Genomic DNA, 20,741 nt, shown 5'->3' on the forward strand with positions numbered 1-20,741 from the left:
CTCGAAAGTCATGACACGGTTCCTTCTCTGAGTTGCGCAGAATGATCTTAGCATCTCGCGCGACGGGTTCGGAGGGCCGTCCACATCATCAATTTTCAGCCAATGCCCAAAGGCATCGTCAGAAAATCGGCTCCCCCGCTCGCCGCCGCTGGCGGTCGCTTCGCGATCCCTGACCCCTCGCGGCTACAGTGCAGGCTCCTTCCGTCAGAGAGCGAAAGGAGACATGACATGAATAATCACAAGATCATCAGCATCGACGGTGGCAGCGCAGCTTACTGGCGCGAGCGCAAGCATGCCTTCCGCCTCATCCGAGAGGCCGAACTGGCGGCGGAGCGGCTGGCCGATGCGCCGATGTATCTGCACGGCGGCTACGATGAGGATGGCGATGTGATCCCCATCGAGAACCTCGGTCCCCATGACGACATGGAGGACGCGATCCGGGCCATCGAGGCCGACGCGACCGCGGTGAGCATCCTCATCGCGCAAGGCCGCACGCACATCGGCGGACACGAGATTGCGGCGGTGATCCGGGGCCTGGAACCCGACTGGGGAGGCATCGAGGACCCGGTGAGCAATCCGCTCTGGGGACCGGATACCGACTGAGCCTGCGACGAGAGGCGGCGAAAGCCGCTTCTCGTCTTTGCTTCGTCGTCAGGAGCCCTGGCGGCCGGATCGACCGGCCGGCAGGGCTGATGAAAGGGGGCTAGCCCCCTCTCAACACTCTCCCATGAAGGAAGGGGCAGGCCCCTCCTTCAAACATCCTCCCCAAGGGAAGGGCTGAAGCCCCTCCCTTGAACCCACCCATGGGAAGGAGGCGACGGTTCCCTCGCCCTCCTTCCCAAACCCATCCTCCTCTCCCTGAGCCTGTTGAGCCGTATTCCCAGAACGCTATCGGGTATGACCGCCCGGCGACCGAATCAGATGCGAGGCCGTGAGGCCAAGTTTCGCCAGATCAGGCGTTTTCGTGCAGAAACGGATTGGCGCAAGATCCAAGAGCGACTAAAATAGTCGTAGTTCTGGAGTGCGTGCAGGTCCGAATGGGAGGTGATCATGTATGATCACCGCCCGACAGTCGCGGGCCGCGCGTGCGTTGCTGGGTTGGACACAGGAGACGCTCGCTGACAAGGCCCGCGTATCACTTACCGCGCTCAAGCGCCTCGAATCCGAAAACGGACTCGAGGTGTTCGAATCCACGCGCGATCAGGTGCGCCGGGCGCTCGAAGCCGCTGGGATCGTTCTCCTGTCCACGGACAAGGGCGAGGGTGTGCTGCTCCATCACGAAGGCAGCAACGCGAGACGGTAGTATCGTCGTCGCTGGTATGACGCGCTCTTGTCAAAAACGATGGCTATCTCCCGAGAGGAGATGGCTAATAAACGCGTCACGCGAGCCGATGAGACAGTGATGGGACAGGCAATACAGGCATTTCTCGACAAACCGCCATGGGAGTGTCCTGAACTTTGTGTATCTGACCGGCTCCATGCGGTTTCAGATACTCAAGCGTCGAAGCGCTCGCCGAACATTATGGCGAACTGGTTGCGGGCCGCAAACCATTCCCGGACGTTTCGGCCGTCTTTCTCGAAGCTGCGGATGGCCAGGTAGATCAGCTTTGTCGCCGCTTCGTCTGTGGGGAATGACCCTCGGGTCTTGATCGACTTGCGGATGACCCGGTTCAAACTTTCTATGGCATTGGTGGTGTAGATGATCTTGCGGATCGCCGGATCGAAGGCAAAGAACGGGATCACCTCGGCCCATGCTCGTCGCCAGGCTGGGGCGATGGACGCGTATTTCCCGGCCCATTTCTCCTCAAAGGCATCGAGTTCGGCCTCGGCCATTGCGGCGGTTGGGGCGCTGTAAATCCGGCGCAGATCGGCAGCCACAACCTTGCGGTCCTTCCAGGAGCAAAAGCTCAGGCTATGGCGGACCAGATGCACGATGCAGGTCTGGACCATGGCCTCGGGAAAGGCAGCGGTGATGGCCTCAGGAAAGCCCTTCAGCCCGTCGACGACCCCGATCAGGATGTCCTGAACACCCCGGTTCTTCAGCTCGTTCATCACCGACAGCCAGAACTTGGCGCCCTCGTTTTCAGCGATCCAAAGGCCCAGGACCTCGCGCAGGCCGTCACGGGTCACGCCAAGGGCGATGTAGACAGCCTTGTTCTTAACCATCCGGCTGTCGGCATCGCGGATCTTCACCCGCAGTGCATCAAAGATCACGATCGGATACATCCGGTCCAGTGCCCGGCTTTGCCATTCCCGAACCTCGTCCAGAACCGCGTCAGTGACGCGGCTGATCAGGTCGGGGGAGACCTTCAGGCCGTAAAGATCGAGCAGATGCGCCTGGATGTCGCGCACCGTCAGCCCGGCGGCATAGAGCCCGATGATCTTGTCATCCATGCCATCAATGCGGGTCTGGCCCTTCTTCACCAGCTCCGGCTCGAAGCTGCTGTCGCGGTCACGGGGCACAGCCACCGGCAGTTCGCCGTCCTGGCCCTTCAGCACCTTTGTCGACGAGCCGTTGCGCCGGTTCGCCTGGCCGGGCGGTGCTTCCTTGCCTTCCTCATAGCCCAAATGCGCGGTCAGCTCCGCGCCCAGCATCCGCTCCATGAGCCGGATCTTCAGCTCCTTCATCAGCCCGGCATCGCCGAGCAGATCCTCAGGGCGCTCAATACCCTTCAGCAGTTCATCCAGAAGTTCCTTGGAGATCGTCATGCATGCTTCCTTTCGGTGAAGCATGGACCGGACCACTCATACACAGAAGATCGGACACTCTCACCGACATCCGGTGATTCGCTCACGTCCTATGATCGCGAGCATATGAAGCTCTATATGCGGCTACTCGATGCGGAGCGCGATGGCGCCGACTGGCGCGAAGCGGTGCGGATTCTATTCGGACTCGACCCCGATGACGATCCTGCGCATTGCCGCTCGATTCATGATGCCCACCTTGCGCGTGCGCATTGGATGACCGAACAGGGCTATCGGGAACTCGTTCGCGAAAGCCAGCGCAAGACCTGATCGTGATGCTCGCGACGCATCACCCGTTGACCCTCGCCTGACTTCCCCAACTCAATTTGCACGGGAATCCTGAGTCTTCCAGATCCCCTGGAGAAGACTCGGGAGACCGCGATGACACCTGACGCCTCGACCTGGCGTTCTTCGGCGAAATACGACCATCTGGATGCGCTGACGGCATCCGACCTTGCCTGGGAATGGCTTCGCCGCAACGACGCCTATGACGCAGATTTTGAAGCCTCACGCACTGGCCAGGGAGACCCCGAACCGCTGACCGAACACATCCGGCAGCGGTGGGGGTTGCGATTTCCCAGTCGATCCTCAAGCCGCACCTCCTGACGCCCCCATCCTTTGGCTACCGCAAGAGGACACAAGCTCGATCCTCTTGGCGCCAGCCCCGTCAGCATTCGAAGACAGCCTCAGTCATGTCCCCTCCACATGGCGTGTCCACGTCGCGGCGGACGGCGCCACCGGTGATTTCCGTTTCCCGCTCGGCAACGGGCAGAATCTCCAGATCATCGACGGTGCTGTGAATAGCGATACGATGACCGTGGCCGTCGTTCCGCTCAGTCTCGAAGGCTTCGACCGAATTGAGGCGGTTCGTCGCTTCCTCTCTGCACTGCATGGCCGCGCTATCCCGCCCGACACCCGACTGACCCGGCAGCAGCGCGCACGTCTTCGTCGGATGCTGCAAGCCTTCGATGGACACCGGGCCGGCGCCACGCAGCAGGAAATCGCTCAAACTCTCCTGAACATAGATCACCTCGACCGCGACGAATGGCAGGCATCCTCGGCCCGCCATGCCGTCAAATCGCTCCTGCGCGATGCCCGCGCGATGGTCGCCGGCGGCTATCGAAAACTTCTGCGTCATCGCCGCCCACGCTAGCGCAACTCCGCACGCCCGATGGTGGGCGATTTCGATACCTCCCAACTTCGCCCTGCACCTCGCCGGTTCTCCTTCGCCACCGTGGTCCTTGCCCGCCGCTGTTCCGCAGCGGCCGTCCCAACACCACGGAGGCCCGTTCCATGCCGCACGAACCCGTCATTCTGCCGCCGCGCTTTCTGCGCACCAAGGAAGCCGCCGAATTCCTCAGCCTGTCGGCGCGAACGCTGGAAAAGCATCGCACCTACGGAACCGGCCCCGCCTATCGCAAGCTCGGCGGCCGCGTCGTCTATGCCATCGACGATCTCGAAGCCTGGACTGAGCGCGGCGCGGTCACATCCACCTCCGATCCGCGCGGATCCATCCTGCCCGCCAAGCGACAGGCCGTTCCGTCCGGCCGACAGGCTGGCCGCTACGCCCGCTGATCGCACCCGGTTCCCTTCATGGTGGTGCGACGTCGACCCTCTTCCGAGCGCGGACAACTCGACCTGTTCAGGGCGCTTCCCGGCGACTTCGCGCCACGAGACGCGCAGGATCTCATGGCCTATCCCTTCTTTTCCCTCGCCAAGTCGAAGCGCATCGCGCCCATCGACTTTACCGCCGGCAGCGTGACCATCCGCGTCGAGGCCGTTCCCGATCACGGTATGGCCACGATCTGGGATGCGGACATCCTGATCTGGGCCGCGAGCCAGATTGTCGAAGCTCGCGATACCGGGCTTCGCACCTCCCGGCTGATGGCCGCCACGCCCTACGAGATTCTCACCTATGTCGGGCGCGGCACGGGCTCACGCGACTACCAGCGCCTGAAAGCGGCCCTCGACCGGCTGCAATCGACCACGATTTCCACCTCGATCCGCCAGCCGGCCGAGGGCCGGCGCCATCGCTTCTCCTGGATCAACGAATGGCAGGAGCGCACCGATCGCAACGGCCGACCAGACGGCATAGAGATGATCGTGCCGGACTGGTTCTACCAGGCCGTCCTCGACGATGCCCTCGTGCTGACCATCGACCGGACCTATTTCGACCTGACCGGCGGCCTCGACCGCTGGCTCTATCGCCTTGTGCGCAAGCATGGCGGCCGCCAGCGCGATGGCTGGCGTTTCGACTTCCACCATCTCCACCAGAAGTCCGGCAGCCTGTCGCCGTTCAAGCGTTTTGCCTTCGAGCTGCGCGACATCATCCGGCGCCAGCCTCTGCCGGGCTACACGCTGTTTCTCGAAGCCGAGATCGGCGGACGCATGCTGCTCGCCTTCGAGCCCACCGCGCCCTGTGGAAAACCTGTGAATGGCCTCGTGCTATCGGGAACCCGGACTATCGTGCTATCGGGAACCCAAGGCTCGTGCTATCAGGAACCGAAACCGGCCTTAACCCACGGCAGCCATTCACGAAATCGCGCCCTTAACTTAGAGTCTAACAAAGAGTCTAACCTTGAAGAGCGCGCGCGCGATGTGGAAAACCTCATCCGCGACACCGCGAAAAGCCTCAGCATAGCCGGGAAGAAGAGGGCATCCGACGCCCCGAAATCGCCTCGACCGGCCTCTGATCGAGGCGTAGCCGAGACCCCTGAAGCTCCCGACACGCCCCGCCTTCCGCTCGATCCGCCGGAGGGCCGGCGATGATCATCGCGCTTCTCAACCAGAAGGGCGGCGTCGGCAAGACGACGCTGGCCCTGCATCTCGCCGGTGAATTGGCGAGCCGGGGCAGCCGCGTCACCCTGATCGACGCCGATCCGCAAGGATCTGCCCTCGACTGGTCGCAGCAGCGTGCGCGTGAGGGCCTGCCACGCGCCTTTGGTACCGTGGGCCTCGCGCGTGACACGCTGCATCGTGAAGCGCCCGAACTCGCCCGCGACGTCGATCATGTCGTCATCGACGGGCCGCCGCGTGTCGCCGGACTCATGCGCTCGGCGCTGCTCGCCGCCGATCTGGTGCTGATCCCGGTGCAACCCTCACCGTTCGACGGCTGGGCCTCGGCCGAGATGCTGTCCCTCCTTGCGGAGGCCCGCATCTACCGGCCGCAGCTCATCGCCCGCTTTGCGCTCAACCGCTGCGGCGCCCGCACCGTCATAGCCCGCGAGACGGCCGAAACGCTCGCCGACCACGATCCGCCGATGCTCGCCAGCGCCATCGGCCAGCGCGTCGTCTTCGCCGACGCCGCGCAGTCGGGGCGGCTCGCCAGCGAGATCGATTGCCAATCTCCTGCCGCCCGTGAGATCGCCGCGCTCACCACCGAAATCGAACGACTGGGCAACGGGAGGGCGTCGCAATGACCGTCCTCACCGGAGATTGCCGCGAAGAAATGCCATGGCACGCGCCCTATGACATGATCCTTGCCGATCCGCCCTATGGCGACACTTCGCTCGCCTGGGATCGGCGCGTCGAGGGCTGGATCGCGCTGGCGCGCGCCGCCCTCCGGCCGGCCGGCTCGCTCTGGGTCTTCGGCTCGCTGCGCTGCTTCATGGCGACGGCCGACCGCTTCGCCGATGCCGGTCTGCGGATCGCACAAGAGATCGTCTGGGAAAAGCAGAACGGCACCGGGTTTCATACCGACCGGTTCAAGCGCGTGCATGAGCTGGCCGTGCAGTTCTACCCGGCCGAGGCCACCTGGCGGGACATCTACAACGACGTCCAGACAACGCCCGATGCAATGGCGCGGACGGTTCGCCGCAAGCGTCGTCCACCCCATACCGGCCAGATCAACGAAGGGCACTACGTCAGTAAGGACGGCGGGCCGCGTCTGATGCGCTCTGTCATCTACCTCCGCAACTGCCATGGCCGGGCGATCCATCCCACCGAAAAGCCTTCGTCGCTGCTGGAGATACTGATCCGTACGAGTTGCCCCGAAGGCGGGCTGGTCGGCGACTGGTTCGCCGGGTCTGGCGCGGCCGGGGAAGCCTGCCGGCTATCCGGCCGGCGCTACATCGGCTGCGAGATCGACCCCGACATGGCCGAACGCGCGCGGGCGCGTATCGCCACGGTGCTACCGTTTCACGACGGAGGCGCGTCATGACGGGGCGCAACGAGAAGCGCGGCTTCGCTGCCCGCCCGGCCGATCCCGATGGCTGGATCAAGGCCGGTGACGCGCCGCCCGAAGGCGGCGGCGCTGCGACGGCCTACACAGCCAGGCTCACGATCGACATCACGCCTGAGCTTCGCGGGCGGATCAAGATCGCAGCGATCAGGCGCGGCGGCACCGTCACCGACATGCTGCGCGACCTGCTGGCGCGCGAATTTCCCGACACATCAGGAGAGCGCTCATGATCGGCGCCGCAGCCCATGAAGATGACCTGACCCGTGTGGAACTGACATGGGTGGAGAAGAAGATCGAGTTCTGGATCAGGTTCGGCCAGGAGGCCGGAGAACATATCCTCGACCGCAGCCGCCGCACCGTCTCTTTCCGTCCCGGTGCCGTTTTCGCCTTCGTCCGCTGGGCTGCGAATGACTATGGCACGGTCATCTCGCGGGTCGACGTGGTGCGCGCCGTCGCGCCCGGCCGTTCCTATCAGACGCTGCCCTTCGTGCGTCCCGGCGCGGAAATCCTGCTCAGGATCGAGGGCTGGCCGAAGGTCGAGGACGTCCTTCGCCATGTCGATGCCATAGAGGCGCTCGGCATCGATCCGGCCGAGGTCGATCCCAATCACTGGCGCCATGTCGCCCACTGGATGAACGCGGGCGAAGCGCCGCGTCCCTATAAGGCAGATCGCCATAACGCATGGCTTCGGCGCCAGGAGATCGGACAATGACCCGCGCCCGCTACGTCCTGCTGACGGCGGCGGCGCTCGCCACCGTCATCGCCAGCGTTGGTCCGACCGCGCCCAGGTTGGTCTGGAACGCATCGGCCAGCGTGCCGATCGGCTTCTACACCATCGCGCCGGTGGAACGGCTCGAGGTGCCCGATCTGGTCGCCGTCATGCCGCCCGAACCCGTCGCCGCCTTCATGGTCGAGCGCGGCTATGTCCCCCGCGACGTGCCGCTCCTCAAGCACGTTCTCGGCCTGCCCGGAGAGCGCCTATGCCGCGATGGCCGCGCGATCACGGTGGACGGGATCGAGATGGGCGAGGCGCTGGAACGCGACAGCCTCGGCCGCGATCTGCCGGTCTGGCAGGGCTGCCGTACCATCGCCGAGGACGAGATCTTCCTGATGAACCTCGACGTCGGCGACAGCCTCGACGGCCGCTATTTCGGCCCATTACCCGTCTCGGCAGTAATCGGCCGAGCCATTCCGCTTTTCACCGACGAGGACGGCGATGGCCGCCTCGTCTGGCGCGCGCCGGAGCGGTGACGGCGCGCCCGCGGCGGGGCGTGCGAGCGGCCCGCATCCCATCCACCGCATTAGGAAGGAGTCTCCAATGCCCCAGATCGGTCAATTCACCCGCACCCCGTCCGGCTATTCCGGACAGCTTCGCACGCTCTCGCTTGACCTGGAACTGACCTTCGTTCCGCTCGACAATACCGACTCGGAGAACGCACCGGCCTACCGCATCCATCTCGGCGACGAGGACGGCCCGGAAGTCGGCGCGGGCTGGAAGCACACCGGCGAAAGCGCGGGACCGTTCGTCTCCGTCCTGCTCGACGATCCCGCCTTCCAGCAGCCCATCCGCGCCCGCCTGTTCCAGTCGGACGACGAAGGTCGCGATTGGAGCCTGCGCTGGACCCGGCCGAAGAAGCGCGACGAGCAGGACTGACCATGATCATGTCCTGCACCCATCCCGCTACGGGAAGATGCGGCGCCGGTCGCCGCATCACCCTCCTTCTTCTTTCCGGCCTGTTGATCCCAGCCATCGCCGCGCCGCCGGTTCTGGCGCAGACCGCCGTGCCGGATCGTGCTGTCGCCGTGCATCCGCACGCCGCCCATATCGCCGAGGCATCGCAGCGTTTCGGCATCCCGGTGCCATGGATCATGGCCGTGATGCGGGCGGAAAGCGCGGGCGATGCGCGCGCCACATCCTCCGCCGGCGCGATGGGGCTGATGCAGGTGATGCCCGACACCTGGGCCGGGCTACGCATCCGCCATGCTCTCGGCCACGATCCCTTTGAGCCGCGCGACAACATCCTCGCGGGCACGGCCTATCTGCGCGAGATGTGGGATCGCTACGGCAATGTGGCCGCGATGCTCGCGGCCTACAATGCAGGCCCCAGTCGCTATGACGAATACCGCCTTGCGGATCGTCCGCTGCCCGCCGAGACGCGCGCCTATGTCGCTTCGCTTGCGCCCATTCTGCACGGCGAAGCGCCATCGGGCACCGCTTCCGCTGCTGCCCGGCCGCTCGACTGGCGCGAGGCGTCGATCTTCGTTGCGCGCGAAGATGGGGCTTCCCCCGCAGATCCAGCGTTTCAGGGTCGTGCGCCGGACGACGCCCCTTCGCTCCTCTCGGCTGCACCGGACTCGCTCACCGCCTTGCAGCCGGAGGGCCTCTTCGTCACCCGCAATGCCGGTGGGGACCAGCCATGAGCAGCGGCAACGCAATTCGCATCCCGTCGTGTGCTGGCGTGTCATCGAGGGCGCGAGGGGTGGCGGCAGGCACCCCGACCGAAGGATGGCGAGATAAAAAGGCGCACGGTGCGCTTCGGTTGGGCGGTTGTTTTTGCAGGGTTTTCCGTCGCGTTCCGCGCCGTGCGGCGCTGGCGCGCACCGTGCGCTGCGCGCCCATCCTCCTGATATTCCGCATCCTTTTGCACTGTGCGGGCCAGCGCCATGTCAGATGACAGCGAGTTCCGCATCCGTCCTGGGCGCATCCGCTCGACCCGTGCGCAGCAGGCCCGGCCTTTTGTCGCCCAGGCGCTCGCCGCCGCCCAGAAGGCCGGCGGCCGCGTCTCACGCTCCGGGAGGATCACGTCCGGCAACCGCTCGCGCTTCGGGCGCGGCCGGCGCGCCAGCATCCAGGCCAATCGTCTGCTGAGCGGGCGCTCGCGTGTCGTCGTCATCAAGACCCGCGTGGTGCGCCATACCGCACGTTCCGCTCCGCTCGACGCCCACCTCAATTACCTGCGCCGCGATGGCGTGACCCGCGACGGGGAAAAGGCACGGATGTTCGGCCCGGAAATCGACGACATGGATGCCGGCGCCTTCGCGGAGAGGTGCCAGGACGACAGGCATCATTTTCGCTTCATCGTCTCGCCGGAGGATGCCGTCGACATGACCGACCTCAAGGCGCACGCCCGTGAGCTGATGGGGCAGATGGAAAAGGATCTCGGCACCCGGCTCGATTGGGTCGCGGTCGATCACTGGAATACCGACAATCCCCATATCCACATCATCCTGCGCGGCCGCGCGGACGACGGCCAGGACCTCGTGATCTCCCGCGACTACATCAAGGAGGGGATGCGCGCCCGCGCACAGGATCTCGTCACGCAGGAACTCGGCCCACGCACCGATCTGCAGATCCACCGCAATCTGGAGCGCCAGGTCGAGGCGGAACGCTGGACCCAGCTCGACCGGCAGCTTGTTCGTGACGCCCACAAGTCCGGGATTATAGATCTCGCTCCGCCTGCCGACCGCCAGCCGGACGAGTTCCATGCGCTGAAGGTGGGGCGGCTGCGCACCCTCGAAATCCGCGGATTGGCCGGCCAAATCGGACACGCGCAATGGTTCATCAGGCCCGAAGCCGAGACTGTGCTGCGCGAGATGGGCGAACGCGGCGACATCATCAAGCGTATGCACCGCGCGCTCACAGAGCGCGGCATCGAGCGCGGCTCGGCCAGCTATGTTCTTGCGGGCGAAAGCCTCGACGTTCCCATCGTCGGCCGACTGGTCGAACGCGGCCTCGATGACGAGCTGAAGGGCACGGCCTATGCCGTGGTCGACGGTACCGACGGCCGCACCCATCATATCAGGCTGCCGCACCTCGATGCCACGGGCGACAGCCCGCCCGGTTCGATCGTGGAATTGCGCTCCTGGGAGGTCGCGCAAGGGCAGCGCCGTGTTGCGCTCGCCGTCCGCTCCGATCTCGATCTCGGCGCTCAGGTCGGCGCCACGGGCGCGACCTGGCTCGACCGGCAGGCGATTGCACGCGAACCCATTGCCCTGTCGGACAGCGGCTTCGGCGCGGAAGTCCGTCAGGCACTTGATGAACGTGCCGAGCATCTCATCGGCGAGGGTCTGGCCGAGCGGCAAGGCCAGGGCGGCCGCGTCGTCTTTGCGCGTCGCCTCCTCAGCACCCTGCGCCAGCGCGAGATCGATGCGCTCGGCGAGAAACTCGCCTCTGAGACCGGGCTGCCGTTCAATCGCGCAGCCAGCGGCGAATATGTCGCCGGCGCCTACCGTCAACGGCTTGCGCTGGCCTCCGGCCGCTTCGCCATGATCGACGACGGCCTCGGCTTCCAGCTCGTGCCCTGGTCACCCTCCCTCGAAAAGCAGATCGGCCGCCATGTCTCAGGCGTCGCTCGTGACGATGGCGGCGTCGATTGGGAATTCGGCCGCAAGCGCGGCCTCGGCCTCTGACATCAACCGGAAAGGACAATCGCCCATGTCCGCGACCAAGATCCTCTGGGGACAGATCAGTATCGTGTTCCTCATCATCCTCGCCACCACCTGGGGCGCGACGCAATACGTCGCCTGGAGCCTCGGCTATCAGCCGCAGCTCGGGCCAGCCTGGTTCGAGATCTTCGGCGTGCCGGTCTATTATCCGCCCGCGATCTTCTGGTGGTGGTATTTCTACGAAGCCTATGCGCCTCCGATCTTCGCCAAGGGCGGAATCATCGCGGCCTCGGGCGGCTTCATCGCCATCGCCGTCGCCATCGGCATGTCGGTCTGGCGAGCGCGCGAAGCGAAAAATGTCGCCACGTATGGTTCCGCGCGATGGGCCGAGAAATCCGAGATCAGGGCCGCACGCCTCCTCGATCCCGATGGCGTCGTCCTCGGCCGGTACGAGAAGGAATATCTGCGCCATGACGGGCCGGAGCATGTGTTGTGCTTCGCGCCGACCCGATCCGGCAAGGGTGTCGGCCTGGTCATCCCATCACTCCTGACATGGCCGGGCTCGGCCATCGTCCACGACATCAAGGGTGAGAACTGGCAGCTTACATCCGGTTTCCGCGCACAGCATGGCCGTGTGCTGCTCTTCGATCCCACCAATCCGAATTCGGCGGCCTATAATCCGTTGCTCGAGGTGCGCCGCGGTCAGTGGGAGGTGCGCGACGTCCAGAACATCGCCGATATTCTGGTGGACCCGGAGGGTTCCCTGGACAAAAGGAATCACTGGGAGAAGACCTCCCATTCGCTCCTCGTCGGCGCGATCCTGCATGTCCTTTATGCCGAGCCGGACAAGACGCTGGCGGGCGTCGCCAAATTCCTCTCCGACCCCAAGCGCCCGGTGGAATCCACCCTCCTTGCCATGATGCGGACCCCGCATCTGGGGGAAGCCGGACCGCATCCCGTCGTTGCCAGCGCGGCGCGCGAACTGCGCAACAAATCCGATAATGAAATGTCCGGCGTGCTATCGACCGCCATGTCCTTCCTCGGCCTCTATCGCGATCCCGTGGTCGCCGAGGTGACGCGCCGGTGCGACTGGCGGATCAGCGATATCGTCGGGGGCAAGCAGCCGACAACGCTTTACCTCGTGGTTCCGCCCTCCGACATCAACCGCACCAAGCCTCTGATGCGACTGCTGCTGAACCAGGTCGGCCGCCGCTTGACCGAGGATCTGCAGGAGAACGCCGGGCGGCACCGGCTGCTGCTGATGCTGGACGAGTTTCCCGCGCTTGGAAGATTGGACTTTTTCGAGACCGCGTTGGCCTTCATGGCCGGCTACGGCCTCAAGAGTTTCCTGATCGCGCAGTCGCTGAACCAGATCGAGAAAGCCTATGGGCCGAACAACTCGATCCTCGACAACTGCCATGTGCGGGTGAGCTTTGCCACCAATGACGAGCGCACCGCCAAGAGGGTCTCCGACGCGCTCGGGACCGCCACCGAGATGAAGGCGATGAAGAACTACGCCGGGCACCGTTTGTCGCCCTGGCTGGGGCATCTCATGGTCTCGCGCTCGGAAACCGCCCGCCAATTGCTCACGCCGGGCGAGATCATGCAGCTTCCGCCCGACGACGAGATCGTCATGGTCGCCGGCGTCCCGCCGATCCGGGCGAAGAAGGCGCGGTATTTCGAGGACGAGCGGTTTCGCGAACGCCTGCTCTCGCCACCGGAGCTGACGCCGCCCGACACGCCGCAGACGGACGACTGGACCGCATTGCCGATTCCGGCGCGGCCCGAATATTCCGGCGAAGATCCTTCGCCTGAACCGGCCGAGGATGAAGACCCAACCCAATCCGAACGCAGGCTGCAACCTGAACTCGGCCGCGTGAAGCAGGTGGAGAAGAAAAAGCCCATCGAAAGCGAATGGGAGGCTGGGCTGTCTGACGATGTTGACGAAGAAGCCGCCCAGAACCGGCGCATGATCCGCCATGTCCAGGGCGTCGCGCGTCAGGTCTCGATGAATCCCGGCGACGGCATGGATCTCTAGCGACATGGCCAATCCCCGGAAAAAGAGGAAGGTCACGGTCTATCTGGATCCGACCGTCGAGAAGGCTCTAGTGGAATTTGCCGATCGTCGGGATCGCTCGCAGTCCATGATCGCCGAGGCCGCGATCGCGTCGTTTCTGTCGCCCGACGACGCCGAGCGCCGGGAGGCGATCATCGCGCGGCGCCTTGATCAATTAGACCGCCGTATGACGCGTGTGGAGCGGGATGTGGGAATTGCTGTCGAGACTCTGGCTGTCTTCATTCGCTTCTGGCTCGCCACGACGCCAGCTCTACCAGAACCCGCCGCAAACGCGGCCAAAGCCAAGGTAGGAGAGCGGTATGAGGGCTTCATTGCGGCGCTCGGCAGGCGGCTCGCCCAAGGGCCGAAGCTTCGGCAGGAGGTGTCGGAGGATGTAAATCTATCAGAAAAAGGTGAGGAGCTTTGACGATAGCAAAGCTTGCCAACCTGATCCAACTTGAGACTGAGTGCGACGCGCAAAGTAGACGTCGCACTCTATTTCGACCCATCGGCAGCATCCTTCAGAATCATCCCGCGGACATAGCCAACACCAGATAGGATGATTGCTGTGAGGGGCACCAGGATGCTTATGCTATCCGGGAGAACCGGGAACAACAACGCGAGCATGACGTAGCCGGCCATAATAGAGTTTGCTGCCAGAAGGGCATGCAAGCGCCTGATAGGGATCGTCTGTCTGTTGGTCACCGCAAGCCCTGCGACTATGGCTGAAATGAGCAACAGGGCAATGCTCGACAACTCTATGATAAGATCGACAGTCATGGGTGCGCCGTGGTTCACGTTGATCACCCGCTCATAGATATCGGTGCTTGATGATACCCACCACAACACGACTGTCGCGGCGAGAAAAGGGCCGAGGGAGGAGCAAATACCCTCCTGAACTTTGTTCGTTACGCTCATTTTGCGCTCTCCGGGGTCGACTACGCTCGATTGCTCTCCAAGCGTGTTCGAGAGCAATCAACCATGTCCGGACGGAGGAGCTAACTTTACATACTCCCATTGCGATCAATGCTCACCGCGATTGATGTAGAAGGCACTGAGCTGTGCGCCCCCTTCGAATATATAAGGTAATGGGGATAGCGCCGGTAGCAATCATCCGAAACAACTGTGTTCAATAAGAACCGCCTTAAATGTCCTCGTCGCCCGCCGAATCAGCTGGTGAGGCGGTGAGGCTCTACGAGCTTGATAGCGAGCACGGCCACCGCCGTTCTCCTGTATTTTTATCCCACACTACTACTACGACCGAAACTTGTTGAATCGGCCCGTTTTGCGTCTCTTTTAGTGATCCCCATCCGGGGACCGTCTCTCGCCTCCCCGGTGGAACGGGGACGAGATGGCAGGCAACAACCACGAACAGGCAAGTGTGGACCGCGGCGCGCGCATGCTCCGGACGGCGCTCGGACCTGCCATCTCGGACCTCCTGCAAGACCCGGCCGTGGTCGAGGTAATGCTGAACCCTGATGGCCGGATCTGGGTGGACCGGCTGTCCGAAGGGCTGGCTAATACGGGCGAGCGCATCGTGCGGCTGGTTGCCCACCATGTGGGCGTCGAAGTTCATGCCCGCAGCCCGCGCGTCTCGGCCGAACTGCCGGAAACCGGGGAGCGCTTCGAGGGCTTACTGCCGCCCGTCGTCTCCGCACCCGCCTTTGCCATTCGTAAGCCCGCCGTCGCCGTGTTCAGCCTGGACGACTATGTGGCGGCGGGCATTATGTCTGCCGAGCAGGCCGAGACGCTGCGCGCGGCCGTCGCATCCCGCGCCAATATACTGGTGGCGGGCGGCACGAGCACGGGCAAAACGACGCTCACGAACGCGCTGCTCGCCGAGGTGGCGAAGACCTCCGATCGCGTCGTCATCATCGAGGACACCCGCGAGTTGCAATGCGCCGCGCCCAATCTGGTGGCCATGCGCACCAAGGATGGCGTCGCCACCTTGTCCGAACTGGTGCGGTCGTCCCTGCGCCTGCGCCCTGATCGTATCCCCATCGGTGAAGTGCGTGGGGCTGAGGCGCTCGATCTCCTCAAAGCCTGGGGCACCGGACATCCCGGCGGCATCGGCACCATCCATGCCGGTTCCGGGATCGGGGCGCTGCGCCGCCTCGAACAGCTCATCCAGGAAGCCGTCGTCACCGTCCCGCGCGCCATGATCGCAGAAACCATCGACTTGGTGGCCGTCCTCGCCGGCCGTGGTTCCGCGCGCCGGCTGGTCGAACTTGCCCGCGTCGACGGGCTTGGGCCGGACGGCGACTACCGGATTTCACCCGCCACTTCAGAACCCGACACCGCTTACAACACTGGAGAATCTGCATGATCCGTCGCGCCTTTCGTATCCGCCACCATGTCGCAACCGCCGCCGCCGTCGCCTGGGCGAGCCTGATGACGTCTCCGGCCCTTGCCTCGGGTTCCTCGATGCCCTGGGAAGCACCGCTGCAATCCATTCTCGAATCCGTCGAAGGGCCGGTGGCAAAGATCGTCGCCGTGATCATCATCATCGTCACCGGCCTGACGCTGGCCTTCGGCGACACCGGTGGCGGTTTCAGGCGTCTGATCCAGATCGTGTTCGGGATCTCCATCGCCTTCGCCGCGTCGAGCTTCTTCCTGTCCTTCTTCAGCTTCGGCGGCGGGGCGCTCGTCTGATGGCGCTCGCGTTCGAAGCGCTCGACGAAGTGCCGGGTTTCTCGATCCCGGTTCACCGCGCCCTGACCGAGCCGATCCTGCTCGGCGGCGCACCGCGATCTGTCGCCATCCTGAACGGCACGCTCGCAGGTGCGGTCGGCCTCGGCCTTCAGCTCTGGCTCGCCGGCATCCTGATCTGGGCGGTCGGCCATATCGCCGCCGTATGGGCTGCCAAACGCGATCCGTTCTTCGTCGAAGTTGCGCGCCGCCATCTGCGCATCCCGGCTTTTCTCTCGGTGTGAGGTTCGAGCCATGATGAATCTCGCGGAATACCGCCGGACTGCATCCCGCCTCGCCGACTATCTCCCCTGGGTGGCGCTGATCGGTTCGGGCGTCGTGCTCAACAAGGACGGTTCATTCCAGCGGACCGCGAAGTTTCGCGGCCCGGATCTTGAGAGCGCCGTCGCGGCCGAACTGGTCGCGGTGGCCGGACGGCTGAACAATGCCTTCCGCCGCCTCGGATCAGGCTGGGCCATATTCGTCGAGGCGCAGCGCAGCGAGGCGGCGACCTACCCCGACAGCGTCTTTCCCGATCCCGCCTCGGCGCTGGTTGATGCCGAGCGCAAGGCCGATTTCGAGGAGGAAGGCAGCCATTTCGTCTCGGGTTACTTCTTGACCTTCCTGTGGCTTCCGCCTGCCGAAGACGCGGCACGCTCGGAATCCTGGCTTTACGAGGGGCGCGAAACCTCCGGCGTGAACCCTTGGGAACTCGTGCGCGGCTTTATCGACCGCACCGATCGCGTGTTGGTGTTGCTCGAGGGTATGATGCCGGAATGCCGTTGGCTCGATGACGCCGGCACGCTGACTTACCTCCATTCCACCATCTCCACCAACCGGCATCGCGTGCGTGTGCCCGAGGTGCCGATGTATCTGGACGCGCTGCTCGCCGATCAGCCGCTGACGGGAGGGCTGGAGCCGCGCCTCGGCGATCAGCACCTGCGGGTGCTGACTATCACGGGCTTTCCGGGCACCACCACGCCCGGCCTGCTCGACGAGATGAATCGGCTGGCCTTCCCCTATCGCTGGTCAACCCGTGCCATCCTCATGGATAAGACCGACGCGACGCGGCTGCTGACCAGAATCAGGCGCCAGTGGTTCGCGAAACGCAAAAGCATTGCAGCGATCATCAAGGAGGTGATGACCAACGAGGCATCCGCCCTCGTGGACACGGATGCTGCGAATAAGGCCGCCGACGCCGACATGGCGTTGCAGGAACTCGGCGCCGACATGGCCGGCATGGCCTATGTCACGGCGACCGTCACCGTCTGGGACGAGGACGCCCGCCGCGCCGACGAAAAGCTGCGGCTGGTCGAGAAGATTGCCCAGTCCCGCGATTTCAGCGTCATGGTCGAGACGGTCAATGCCGTCGATGCCTGGCTCGGCAGCCTGCCGGGACATGCCTATGCCAATGTCCGACAGCCGCCGATTTCGACGCTCAACCTTGCCCACATGGTTCCCTCGTCCGCCGTGTGGGCAGGGCCGGAACGGGACGATCACTTCGGCGCACCCCCGCTGCTCTATGGCAGGACCGAAGGATCGACCCCGTTCCGGCTGTCCCTTCATGTCGGCGATGTGGGCCACACCCTCGTTGTCGGGCCGACCGGCGCGGGCAAGTCGGTGCTGCTGGCGCTGATGGCGTTGCAGTTCCGCCGCTACGTGCGCAACCAGATCTTTGCCTTCGACTTCGGGGGATCGATCCGGGCTGCGTCTCTCGCGATGGGTGGCGACTGGCATGATCTTGGTGGCGAACTGACCGATGCTTCCGAGACTTCGGTTTCGTTGCAACCGTTGGCCCGTATCCACGAAACCGCCGAGCGCGCCTGGGCGGCGGACTGGATCGTCGCCATCCTGATGCGCGAGAACATCCAGATCACCCCGGAGGTGAAGGAACACATCTGGACGGCGCTGACATCGCTTGCCTCAGCGCCTGTCGGGGAGCGGACCATCACCGGCCTCGCGGTCCTCCTCCAGTCGAACGATCTGAAACAGGCGCTCCGCGCATATTGCATCGGGGGTCCCTATGGCCGGCTTCTAGACGCCGAGGCTGAGCATCTTGGCTCGGCCGACGTGCAGGCGTTCGAGATCGAGGGGCTTGTTGGAACCGGCGCGGCCCCTGCTGTCCTTTCCTACTTGTTTCACCGCATCGGCGACAGGCTGGACGGTCGGCCGACACTCCTGATCATCGACGAGGGTTGGCTGGCGCTTGATGACGACGGCTTCGCGGACCAGCTCCGCGAATGGTTGAAAACCCTGCGCAAGAAAAACGCCAGCGTCATCTTCGCCACGCAAAGCCTCAGCGACATCGATGGCAGCAAGATCGCGCCCGCGATCATCGAAAGCTGCCCGACGCGGCTACTCCTGCCGAACGAGCGCGCCATCGAGCCGCAGATCACCGCGATCTACAGGCGGTTCGGCCTCAATGACCGTCAGATCGAGATTCTCGCGCGGGCGACACCCAAGCGGGACTACTACTGCCAGTCGCGACGCGGCAACCGGCTGTTCGAACTGGGCCTCAGCGAAGTCGGCCTCGCGCTCTGCGCCGCTTCCGCCAAATCCGACCAGACGCTGATTGCCGAGATCTTCGCCGAACACGGCCGAGACGGCTTCCTCGCCGCTTGGCTCAAGGCGCGCGGCGTCGAATGGGCCACCGATCTGATCCCGGACCTCACCAACCTCGCCACCGAAAGCGAGGACCTGACGCCCATCGTCTTCGATGACGCCGAGTTCGATTTCACCCTGGAAGAAGAGGAGATTACCCCATGACGCGAAAAATGCTCCATCTCGGCCGCGTGGCGGGCGCTTCAGCGCTCGCACTCACGCTCGCCGCACCGTTGGCGCTGGCCCCGGTGTTCACGACACCGGCCCACGCCTTCTTCGGCGGGTTCGGCCGCATCGTCTATGATCCGACCAACCACGCCGAGAACCTGCTGACGGCAGCGCGCACGCTGGAACAGATCAACAACCAGATCACCTCGCTCCAGAACGAAGCGCAGATGTTGATCAATCAGGCGCGGAATCTCGCGAGCCTGCCCCACAGCTCGCTTCAGGCGCTTCAGCAGAACGTCCAGCGCACCCAGCAGCTTCTCGGGCAAGCGCAGAATATCGCGTTCGACGTGCAGAACATCGACCAGATGTTCCAGCAGGACTACGGCAATCTATCCCTCACGGCCACCGACCAGCAATTGATCGCCGATGCGCGCTCGCGCTGGGAGAACACCGTCGGTGGCTTGCAGGATGCCATGCGCGTGCAGGCGGGCGTAGTTGGTAACATCGACAGCAACCGTGCCGAGATGTCCACGCTCATCGGCGAGAGCCAGGGCGCGACCGGCGCGCTTCAGGCTACGCAAGCTGGCAATCAGCTTCTCGCCCTGCAATCGCAGCAGCTCTCCGACCTGATCGCGGTGATTTCGGCAAACGGCCGCGCCGACGCGCTGACCGAGGCCGAACGTGCGACGGCCGCTGAGCAGGGCCGCATCCAGCGCGAGCGCTTCCTAACGCCGGGGTCGGGCTACCAGCCCGGCAATGCCCGGATGTTCAACTGAGGTTGGAGCTCCGATCATGGAAGGGAAGGTGCTGGCCCGGATCGCGGCCATAGTGTTCATCGCCGTCGCCTTAACGGCGACCATCATCGAGATGACCCGCGAGGACGTGAACGTTCCCGCGCCTTCCGCTCCCGCATTCCAGCCTCCGGCCGATCCGCTGCGCGAGGGGCAACGTCATTGCCAGCAGCTCGGAGAGGCCGCCGCCAACGATCCGACCTGTCTTCGTATCTGGGCCGAGACACGCGATCGCTTCCTCGGCCGCACACCCGGTCCGGCGACGCCTGCACCGAACGGAGGGAAATGAGCCATGGGTGGAACGGGGGTCATCGACAATTTTCTTGGCATCTTCACCAGCTACATCGACAGCGGCTTCGGCCTGCTTGGCGGCGAGGTCGCGTTCATTGCGACGACGCTGATCGTCATCGATGTCACGCTGGCCGCGCTGTTCTGGGCATGGGGCGCGGATGACGACATCATGGCGCGGCTCGTCAAAAAGACTTTGTTCGTGGGTGTCTTCGCCTACATCATCAGCAATTGGAACAACCTCGCCCGGATCGTCTTCGAGAGCTTCGCCGGGCTGGGCCTGATGGCCTCGGGCACCGGATTCTCTGTCGCCGATCTCTTGCGCCCCGGCCGTGTCGCCCAGACTGGGCTCGATGCGGGGCGGCCTCTCCTGGAATCCATCTCCGATCTCATGGGATGGATCGCCGTCTTTGAAAACCTCGTGCAGATCCTTTGCCTGTTTTTCGCCTGGGCGCTGGTTATCCTCGCATTCTTCATCCTGGCGATCCAACTCTTCGTGACGCTGATCGAGTTCAAGCTGACGACGCTGGCTGGCTTTGTACTGATCCCCTTCGGCCTCTTTGGCAAAACCGCGTTCATGGCAGAACGGGTTCTGGGGAACGTGATCTCCAGTGGCATCAAGGTGTTGGTCTTGGCCGTCATCATCGGCATCGGCTCAACGCTCTTCGGCCAGTTTACCGCCGGCTTCGGCGGCGCGACCCCCACGATCGACGACGCCATGGCGATTGTCCTGGCCGCTCTTTCCCTTGATGAGGTGGAACGGCCCGCTCCGACAGCATCAAAGTGCTAACGTGGTCGTTATCGCAAACGCCACAAGGAGGGACCGTTCCGTGAAAGA

Annotated in this window: 25 protein-coding genes and 1 pseudogene; 24 read left to right on the top strand and 2 right to left on the bottom strand. The window is 64.2% G+C overall.

From position 1 onward, the window contains the following. Positions 1–228: 228 nt before the first annotated feature. Together GGR23_RS22285 and GGR23_RS22290 are read left to right on the top strand one after the other, a co-directional pair. Positions 229–603, top strand: a complete 375-nt coding sequence (locus GGR23_RS22285; RefSeq protein ID WP_183368510.1) for a hypothetical protein — start codon at positions 229–231, stop codon at positions 601–603. 451 nt (positions 604–1,054) lie between these two features. Beyond that, positions 1,055–1,303, top strand: a complete 249-nt coding sequence (locus GGR23_RS22290; RefSeq protein ID WP_183368511.1) for a helix-turn-helix domain-containing protein — start codon at positions 1,055–1,057, stop codon at positions 1,301–1,303. Positions 1,304–1,494: 191 nt separating this feature from the next. On the opposite strand, the gene GGR23_RS22295 is transcribed toward GGR23_RS22290, so the two are convergent. Continuing rightward, on the bottom strand, positions 1,495–2,709 hold the full coding sequence (locus tag GGR23_RS22295; RefSeq protein WP_183368512.1) for an IS256 family transposase: 1,215 nt from the start codon (positions 2,707–2,709) through the stop codon (positions 1,495–1,497). 15 nt (positions 2,710–2,724) lie between these two features. Between GGR23_RS22295 and GGR23_RS22300 the strand changes: the two genes are divergently transcribed. The 15 genes from GGR23_RS22300 (at position 2,725) to GGR23_RS22370 (ending at position 13,794) form a co-directional block, all read left to right on the top strand. Next, positions 2,725–3,015, top strand: a complete 291-nt coding sequence (locus GGR23_RS22300) for a DNA -binding domain-containing protein (RefSeq protein WP_183368513.1) — start codon at positions 2,725–2,727, stop codon at positions 3,013–3,015. A 111-nt stretch (positions 3,016–3,126) separates the two neighbouring features. Next, positions 3,127–3,351 (top strand): transcriptional regulator domain-containing protein, encoded by a 225-nt coding sequence (locus GGR23_RS22305; protein WP_183368514.1) that lies wholly within the window; start codon positions 3,127–3,129, stop codon positions 3,349–3,351. A 205-nt stretch (positions 3,352–3,556) separates the two neighbouring features. Further along, positions 3,557–3,898, top strand: a complete 342-nt coding sequence (locus tag GGR23_RS22310) for a DUF2285 domain-containing protein (RefSeq protein WP_082658051.1) — start codon at positions 3,557–3,559, stop codon at positions 3,896–3,898. 140 nt (positions 3,899–4,038) lie between these two features. Beyond that, positions 4,039–4,320, top strand: a complete 282-nt coding sequence (locus GGR23_RS22315) for a helix-turn-helix transcriptional regulator (RefSeq protein ID WP_058097328.1) — start codon at positions 4,039–4,041, stop codon at positions 4,318–4,320. 18 nt (positions 4,321–4,338) lie between these two features. Further along, positions 4,339–5,514, top strand: coding sequence for a replication initiator protein A (locus GGR23_RS22320; protein WP_183368515.1), 1,176 nt, complete (start codon positions 4,339–4,341; stop codon positions 5,512–5,514). Continuing rightward, positions 5,511–6,164: a ParA family partition ATPase gene (gene parA, locus GGR23_RS22325; RefSeq protein WP_058097326.1), complete on the top strand. Its 654-nt coding sequence runs from the start codon at positions 5,511–5,513 to the stop codon at positions 6,162–6,164. Before GGR23_RS22320 ends, parA begins: the two co-directional genes overlap by 4 nt. Next, positions 6,161–6,904, top strand: a complete 744-nt coding sequence (locus GGR23_RS22330) for a DNA-methyltransferase (protein ID WP_183368516.1) — start codon at positions 6,161–6,163, stop codon at positions 6,902–6,904. Before parA ends, GGR23_RS22330 begins: the two co-directional genes overlap by 4 nt. After that, the gene (locus GGR23_RS22335) at positions 6,901–7,155 is read left to right on the top strand and encodes a hypothetical protein (protein WP_183368517.1); all 255 of its coding nucleotides are present in this window, start codon (positions 6,901–6,903) and stop codon (positions 7,153–7,155) included. The genes GGR23_RS22330 and GGR23_RS22335 overlap by 4 nt, the downstream gene beginning before the upstream one ends. Further along, positions 7,152–7,637: a DUF2840 domain-containing protein gene (locus GGR23_RS22340; protein ID WP_183368518.1), complete on the top strand. Its 486-nt coding sequence runs from the start codon at positions 7,152–7,154 to the stop codon at positions 7,635–7,637. The genes GGR23_RS22335 and GGR23_RS22340 overlap by 4 nt, the downstream gene beginning before the upstream one ends. Continuing rightward, a complete protein-coding gene (locus GGR23_RS22345; protein WP_183368519.1) occupies positions 7,634–8,176 on the top strand; it encodes a S26 family signal peptidase in 543 nt (180 codons plus the stop codon). The genes GGR23_RS22340 and GGR23_RS22345 overlap by 4 nt, the downstream gene beginning before the upstream one ends. Before the next feature lie 67 nt (positions 8,177–8,243). Beyond that, a complete protein-coding gene (locus tag GGR23_RS22350; protein WP_183368520.1) occupies positions 8,244–8,579 on the top strand; it encodes a DUF736 domain-containing protein in 336 nt (111 codons plus the stop codon). A gap of 2 nt (positions 8,580–8,581) precedes the next feature. Next, positions 8,582–9,346: a lytic transglycosylase domain-containing protein gene (locus tag GGR23_RS22355; protein WP_183368521.1), complete on the top strand. Its 765-nt coding sequence runs from the start codon at positions 8,582–8,584 to the stop codon at positions 9,344–9,346. A 243-nt stretch (positions 9,347–9,589) separates the two neighbouring features. Further along, entirely contained in the window at positions 9,590–11,335 is a 1,746-nt protein-coding gene (locus GGR23_RS22360; RefSeq protein WP_183368522.1) for a relaxase/mobilization nuclease domain-containing protein, read from the top strand. Between the two features lie 25 nt (positions 11,336–11,360). Further along, the gene (locus GGR23_RS22365; RefSeq protein ID WP_183368523.1) at positions 11,361–13,349 is read left to right on the top strand and encodes a conjugal transfer protein TraG; all 1,989 of its coding nucleotides are present in this window, start codon (positions 11,361–11,363) and stop codon (positions 13,347–13,349) included. Positions 13,350–13,353: 4 nt separating this feature from the next. Beyond that, positions 13,354–13,794 carry a CopG family transcriptional regulator gene (locus GGR23_RS22370; RefSeq protein ID WP_183368524.1) on the top strand — a complete coding sequence of 147 codons (441 nt, stop codon included), beginning with the start codon at positions 13,354–13,356 and terminating at the stop codon, positions 13,792–13,794. Between the two features lie 68 nt (positions 13,795–13,862). Here GGR23_RS22370 and GGR23_RS22375 read toward each other — a convergent pair whose 3' ends face one another. Further along, entirely contained in the window at positions 13,863–14,285 is a 423-nt protein-coding gene (locus GGR23_RS22375) for a hypothetical protein (RefSeq protein WP_183368525.1), read from the bottom strand. A gap of 433 nt (positions 14,286–14,718) precedes the next feature. Between GGR23_RS22375 and trbB the strand changes: the two genes are divergently transcribed. From trbB to trbL, 7 genes and pseudogenes are all read left to right on the top strand, one after another. Continuing rightward, positions 14,719–15,693 (top strand): P-type conjugative transfer ATPase TrbB, encoded by a 975-nt coding sequence (gene trbB, locus GGR23_RS22380; RefSeq protein ID WP_183368526.1) that lies wholly within the window; start codon positions 14,719–14,721, stop codon positions 15,691–15,693. Further along, positions 15,690–16,019, top strand: coding sequence for a TrbC/VirB2 family type IV secretion system protein (locus tag GGR23_RS22385; protein WP_183368527.1), 330 nt, complete (start codon positions 15,690–15,692; stop codon positions 16,017–16,019). Before trbB ends, GGR23_RS22385 begins: the two co-directional genes overlap by 4 nt. Further along, positions 16,019–16,300 (top strand): VirB3 family type IV secretion system protein, encoded by a 282-nt coding sequence (locus tag GGR23_RS22390; protein ID WP_036749093.1) that lies wholly within the window; start codon positions 16,019–16,021, stop codon positions 16,298–16,300. Before GGR23_RS22385 ends, GGR23_RS22390 begins: the two co-directional genes overlap by 1 nt. A gap of 10 nt (positions 16,301–16,310) precedes the next feature. Then, a complete protein-coding gene (trbE, locus tag GGR23_RS22395) occupies positions 16,311–18,821 on the top strand; it encodes a conjugal transfer protein TrbE (RefSeq protein ID WP_183368528.1) in 2,511 nt (836 codons plus the stop codon). Continuing rightward, positions 18,818–19,600 (top strand): P-type conjugative transfer protein TrbJ, encoded by a 783-nt coding sequence (trbJ, locus tag GGR23_RS22400; protein WP_183368529.1) that lies wholly within the window; start codon positions 18,818–18,820, stop codon positions 19,598–19,600. Before trbE ends, trbJ begins: the two co-directional genes overlap by 4 nt. Before the next feature lie 16 nt (positions 19,601–19,616). Continuing rightward, positions 19,617–19,904, top strand: a complete 288-nt coding sequence (gene trbK-alt, locus GGR23_RS22405; protein ID WP_036749100.1) for a putative entry exclusion protein TrbK-alt — start codon at positions 19,617–19,619, stop codon at positions 19,902–19,904. A gap of 3 nt (positions 19,905–19,907) precedes the next feature. After that, positions 19,908–20,651 (top strand): annotated as a pseudogene (trbL, locus tag GGR23_RS22410) (P-type conjugative transfer protein TrbL); the annotation flags it as partial. Between the last annotated feature and the right edge of the window lie 90 nt (positions 20,652–20,741).

The organism is Gellertiella hungarica (assembly GCF_014197145.1).
In the GTDB taxonomy this organism is placed as follows: Bacteria; Pseudomonadota; Alphaproteobacteria; order Rhizobiales; family Rhizobiaceae; genus Gellertiella; species Gellertiella hungarica.

Bases quoted from the DNA above. Each gene is read 5' to 3' on its own strand.
- GGR23_RS22285 (WP_183368510.1), top strand. From the start codon at position 229: ATGAATAATCACAAGATCATCAGCATCGACGGTGGCAGCGCAGCTTAC.
- GGR23_RS22290 (WP_183368511.1), top strand. From the start codon at position 1,055: ATGATCACCGCCCGACAGTCGCGGGCCGCGCGTGCGTTGCTGGGTTGG.
- GGR23_RS22295 (WP_183368512.1), bottom strand. From the start codon at position 2,709: ATGACGATCTCCAAGGAACTTCTGGATGAACTGCTGAAGGGTATTGAG.
- GGR23_RS22305 (WP_183368514.1), top strand. From the start codon at position 3,127: ATGACACCTGACGCCTCGACCTGGCGTTCTTCGGCGAAATACGACCAT.
- GGR23_RS22310 (WP_082658051.1), top strand. From the start codon at position 3,557: ATGACCGTGGCCGTCGTTCCGCTCAGTCTCGAAGGCTTCGACCGAATT.
- GGR23_RS22315 (WP_058097328.1), top strand. From the start codon at position 4,039: ATGCCGCACGAACCCGTCATTCTGCCGCCGCGCTTTCTGCGCACCAAG.
- GGR23_RS22320 (WP_183368515.1), top strand. From the start codon at position 4,339: ATGGTGGTGCGACGTCGACCCTCTTCCGAGCGCGGACAACTCGACCTG.
- parA (WP_058097326.1), top strand. From the start codon at position 5,511: ATGATCATCGCGCTTCTCAACCAGAAGGGCGGCGTCGGCAAGACGACG.
- GGR23_RS22330 (WP_183368516.1), top strand. From the start codon at position 6,161: ATGACCGTCCTCACCGGAGATTGCCGCGAAGAAATGCCATGGCACGCG.
- GGR23_RS22335 (WP_183368517.1), top strand. From the start codon at position 6,901: ATGACGGGGCGCAACGAGAAGCGCGGCTTCGCTGCCCGCCCGGCCGAT.
- GGR23_RS22340 (WP_183368518.1), top strand. From the start codon at position 7,152: ATGATCGGCGCCGCAGCCCATGAAGATGACCTGACCCGTGTGGAACTG.
- GGR23_RS22345 (WP_183368519.1), top strand. From the start codon at position 7,634: ATGACCCGCGCCCGCTACGTCCTGCTGACGGCGGCGGCGCTCGCCACC.
- GGR23_RS22350 (WP_183368520.1), top strand. From the start codon at position 8,244: ATGCCCCAGATCGGTCAATTCACCCGCACCCCGTCCGGCTATTCCGGA.
- GGR23_RS22355 (WP_183368521.1), top strand. From the start codon at position 8,582: ATGATCATGTCCTGCACCCATCCCGCTACGGGAAGATGCGGCGCCGGT.
- GGR23_RS22360 (WP_183368522.1), top strand. From the start codon at position 9,590: ATGTCAGATGACAGCGAGTTCCGCATCCGTCCTGGGCGCATCCGCTCG.
- GGR23_RS22365 (WP_183368523.1), top strand. From the start codon at position 11,361: ATGTCCGCGACCAAGATCCTCTGGGGACAGATCAGTATCGTGTTCCTC.
- GGR23_RS22370 (WP_183368524.1), top strand. From the start codon at position 13,354: ATGGCCAATCCCCGGAAAAAGAGGAAGGTCACGGTCTATCTGGATCCG.
- GGR23_RS22375 (WP_183368525.1), bottom strand. From the start codon at position 14,285: ATGAGCGTAACGAACAAAGTTCAGGAGGGTATTTGCTCCTCCCTCGGC.
- trbB (WP_183368526.1), top strand. From the start codon at position 14,719: ATGGCAGGCAACAACCACGAACAGGCAAGTGTGGACCGCGGCGCGCGC.
- GGR23_RS22385 (WP_183368527.1), top strand. From the start codon at position 15,690: ATGATCCGTCGCGCCTTTCGTATCCGCCACCATGTCGCAACCGCCGCC.
- GGR23_RS22390 (WP_036749093.1), top strand. From the start codon at position 16,019: ATGGCGCTCGCGTTCGAAGCGCTCGACGAAGTGCCGGGTTTCTCGATC.
- trbE (WP_183368528.1), top strand. From the start codon at position 16,311: ATGATGAATCTCGCGGAATACCGCCGGACTGCATCCCGCCTCGCCGAC.
- trbJ (WP_183368529.1), top strand. From the start codon at position 18,818: ATGACGCGAAAAATGCTCCATCTCGGCCGCGTGGCGGGCGCTTCAGCG.
- trbK-alt (WP_036749100.1), top strand. From the start codon at position 19,617: ATGGAAGGGAAGGTGCTGGCCCGGATCGCGGCCATAGTGTTCATCGCC.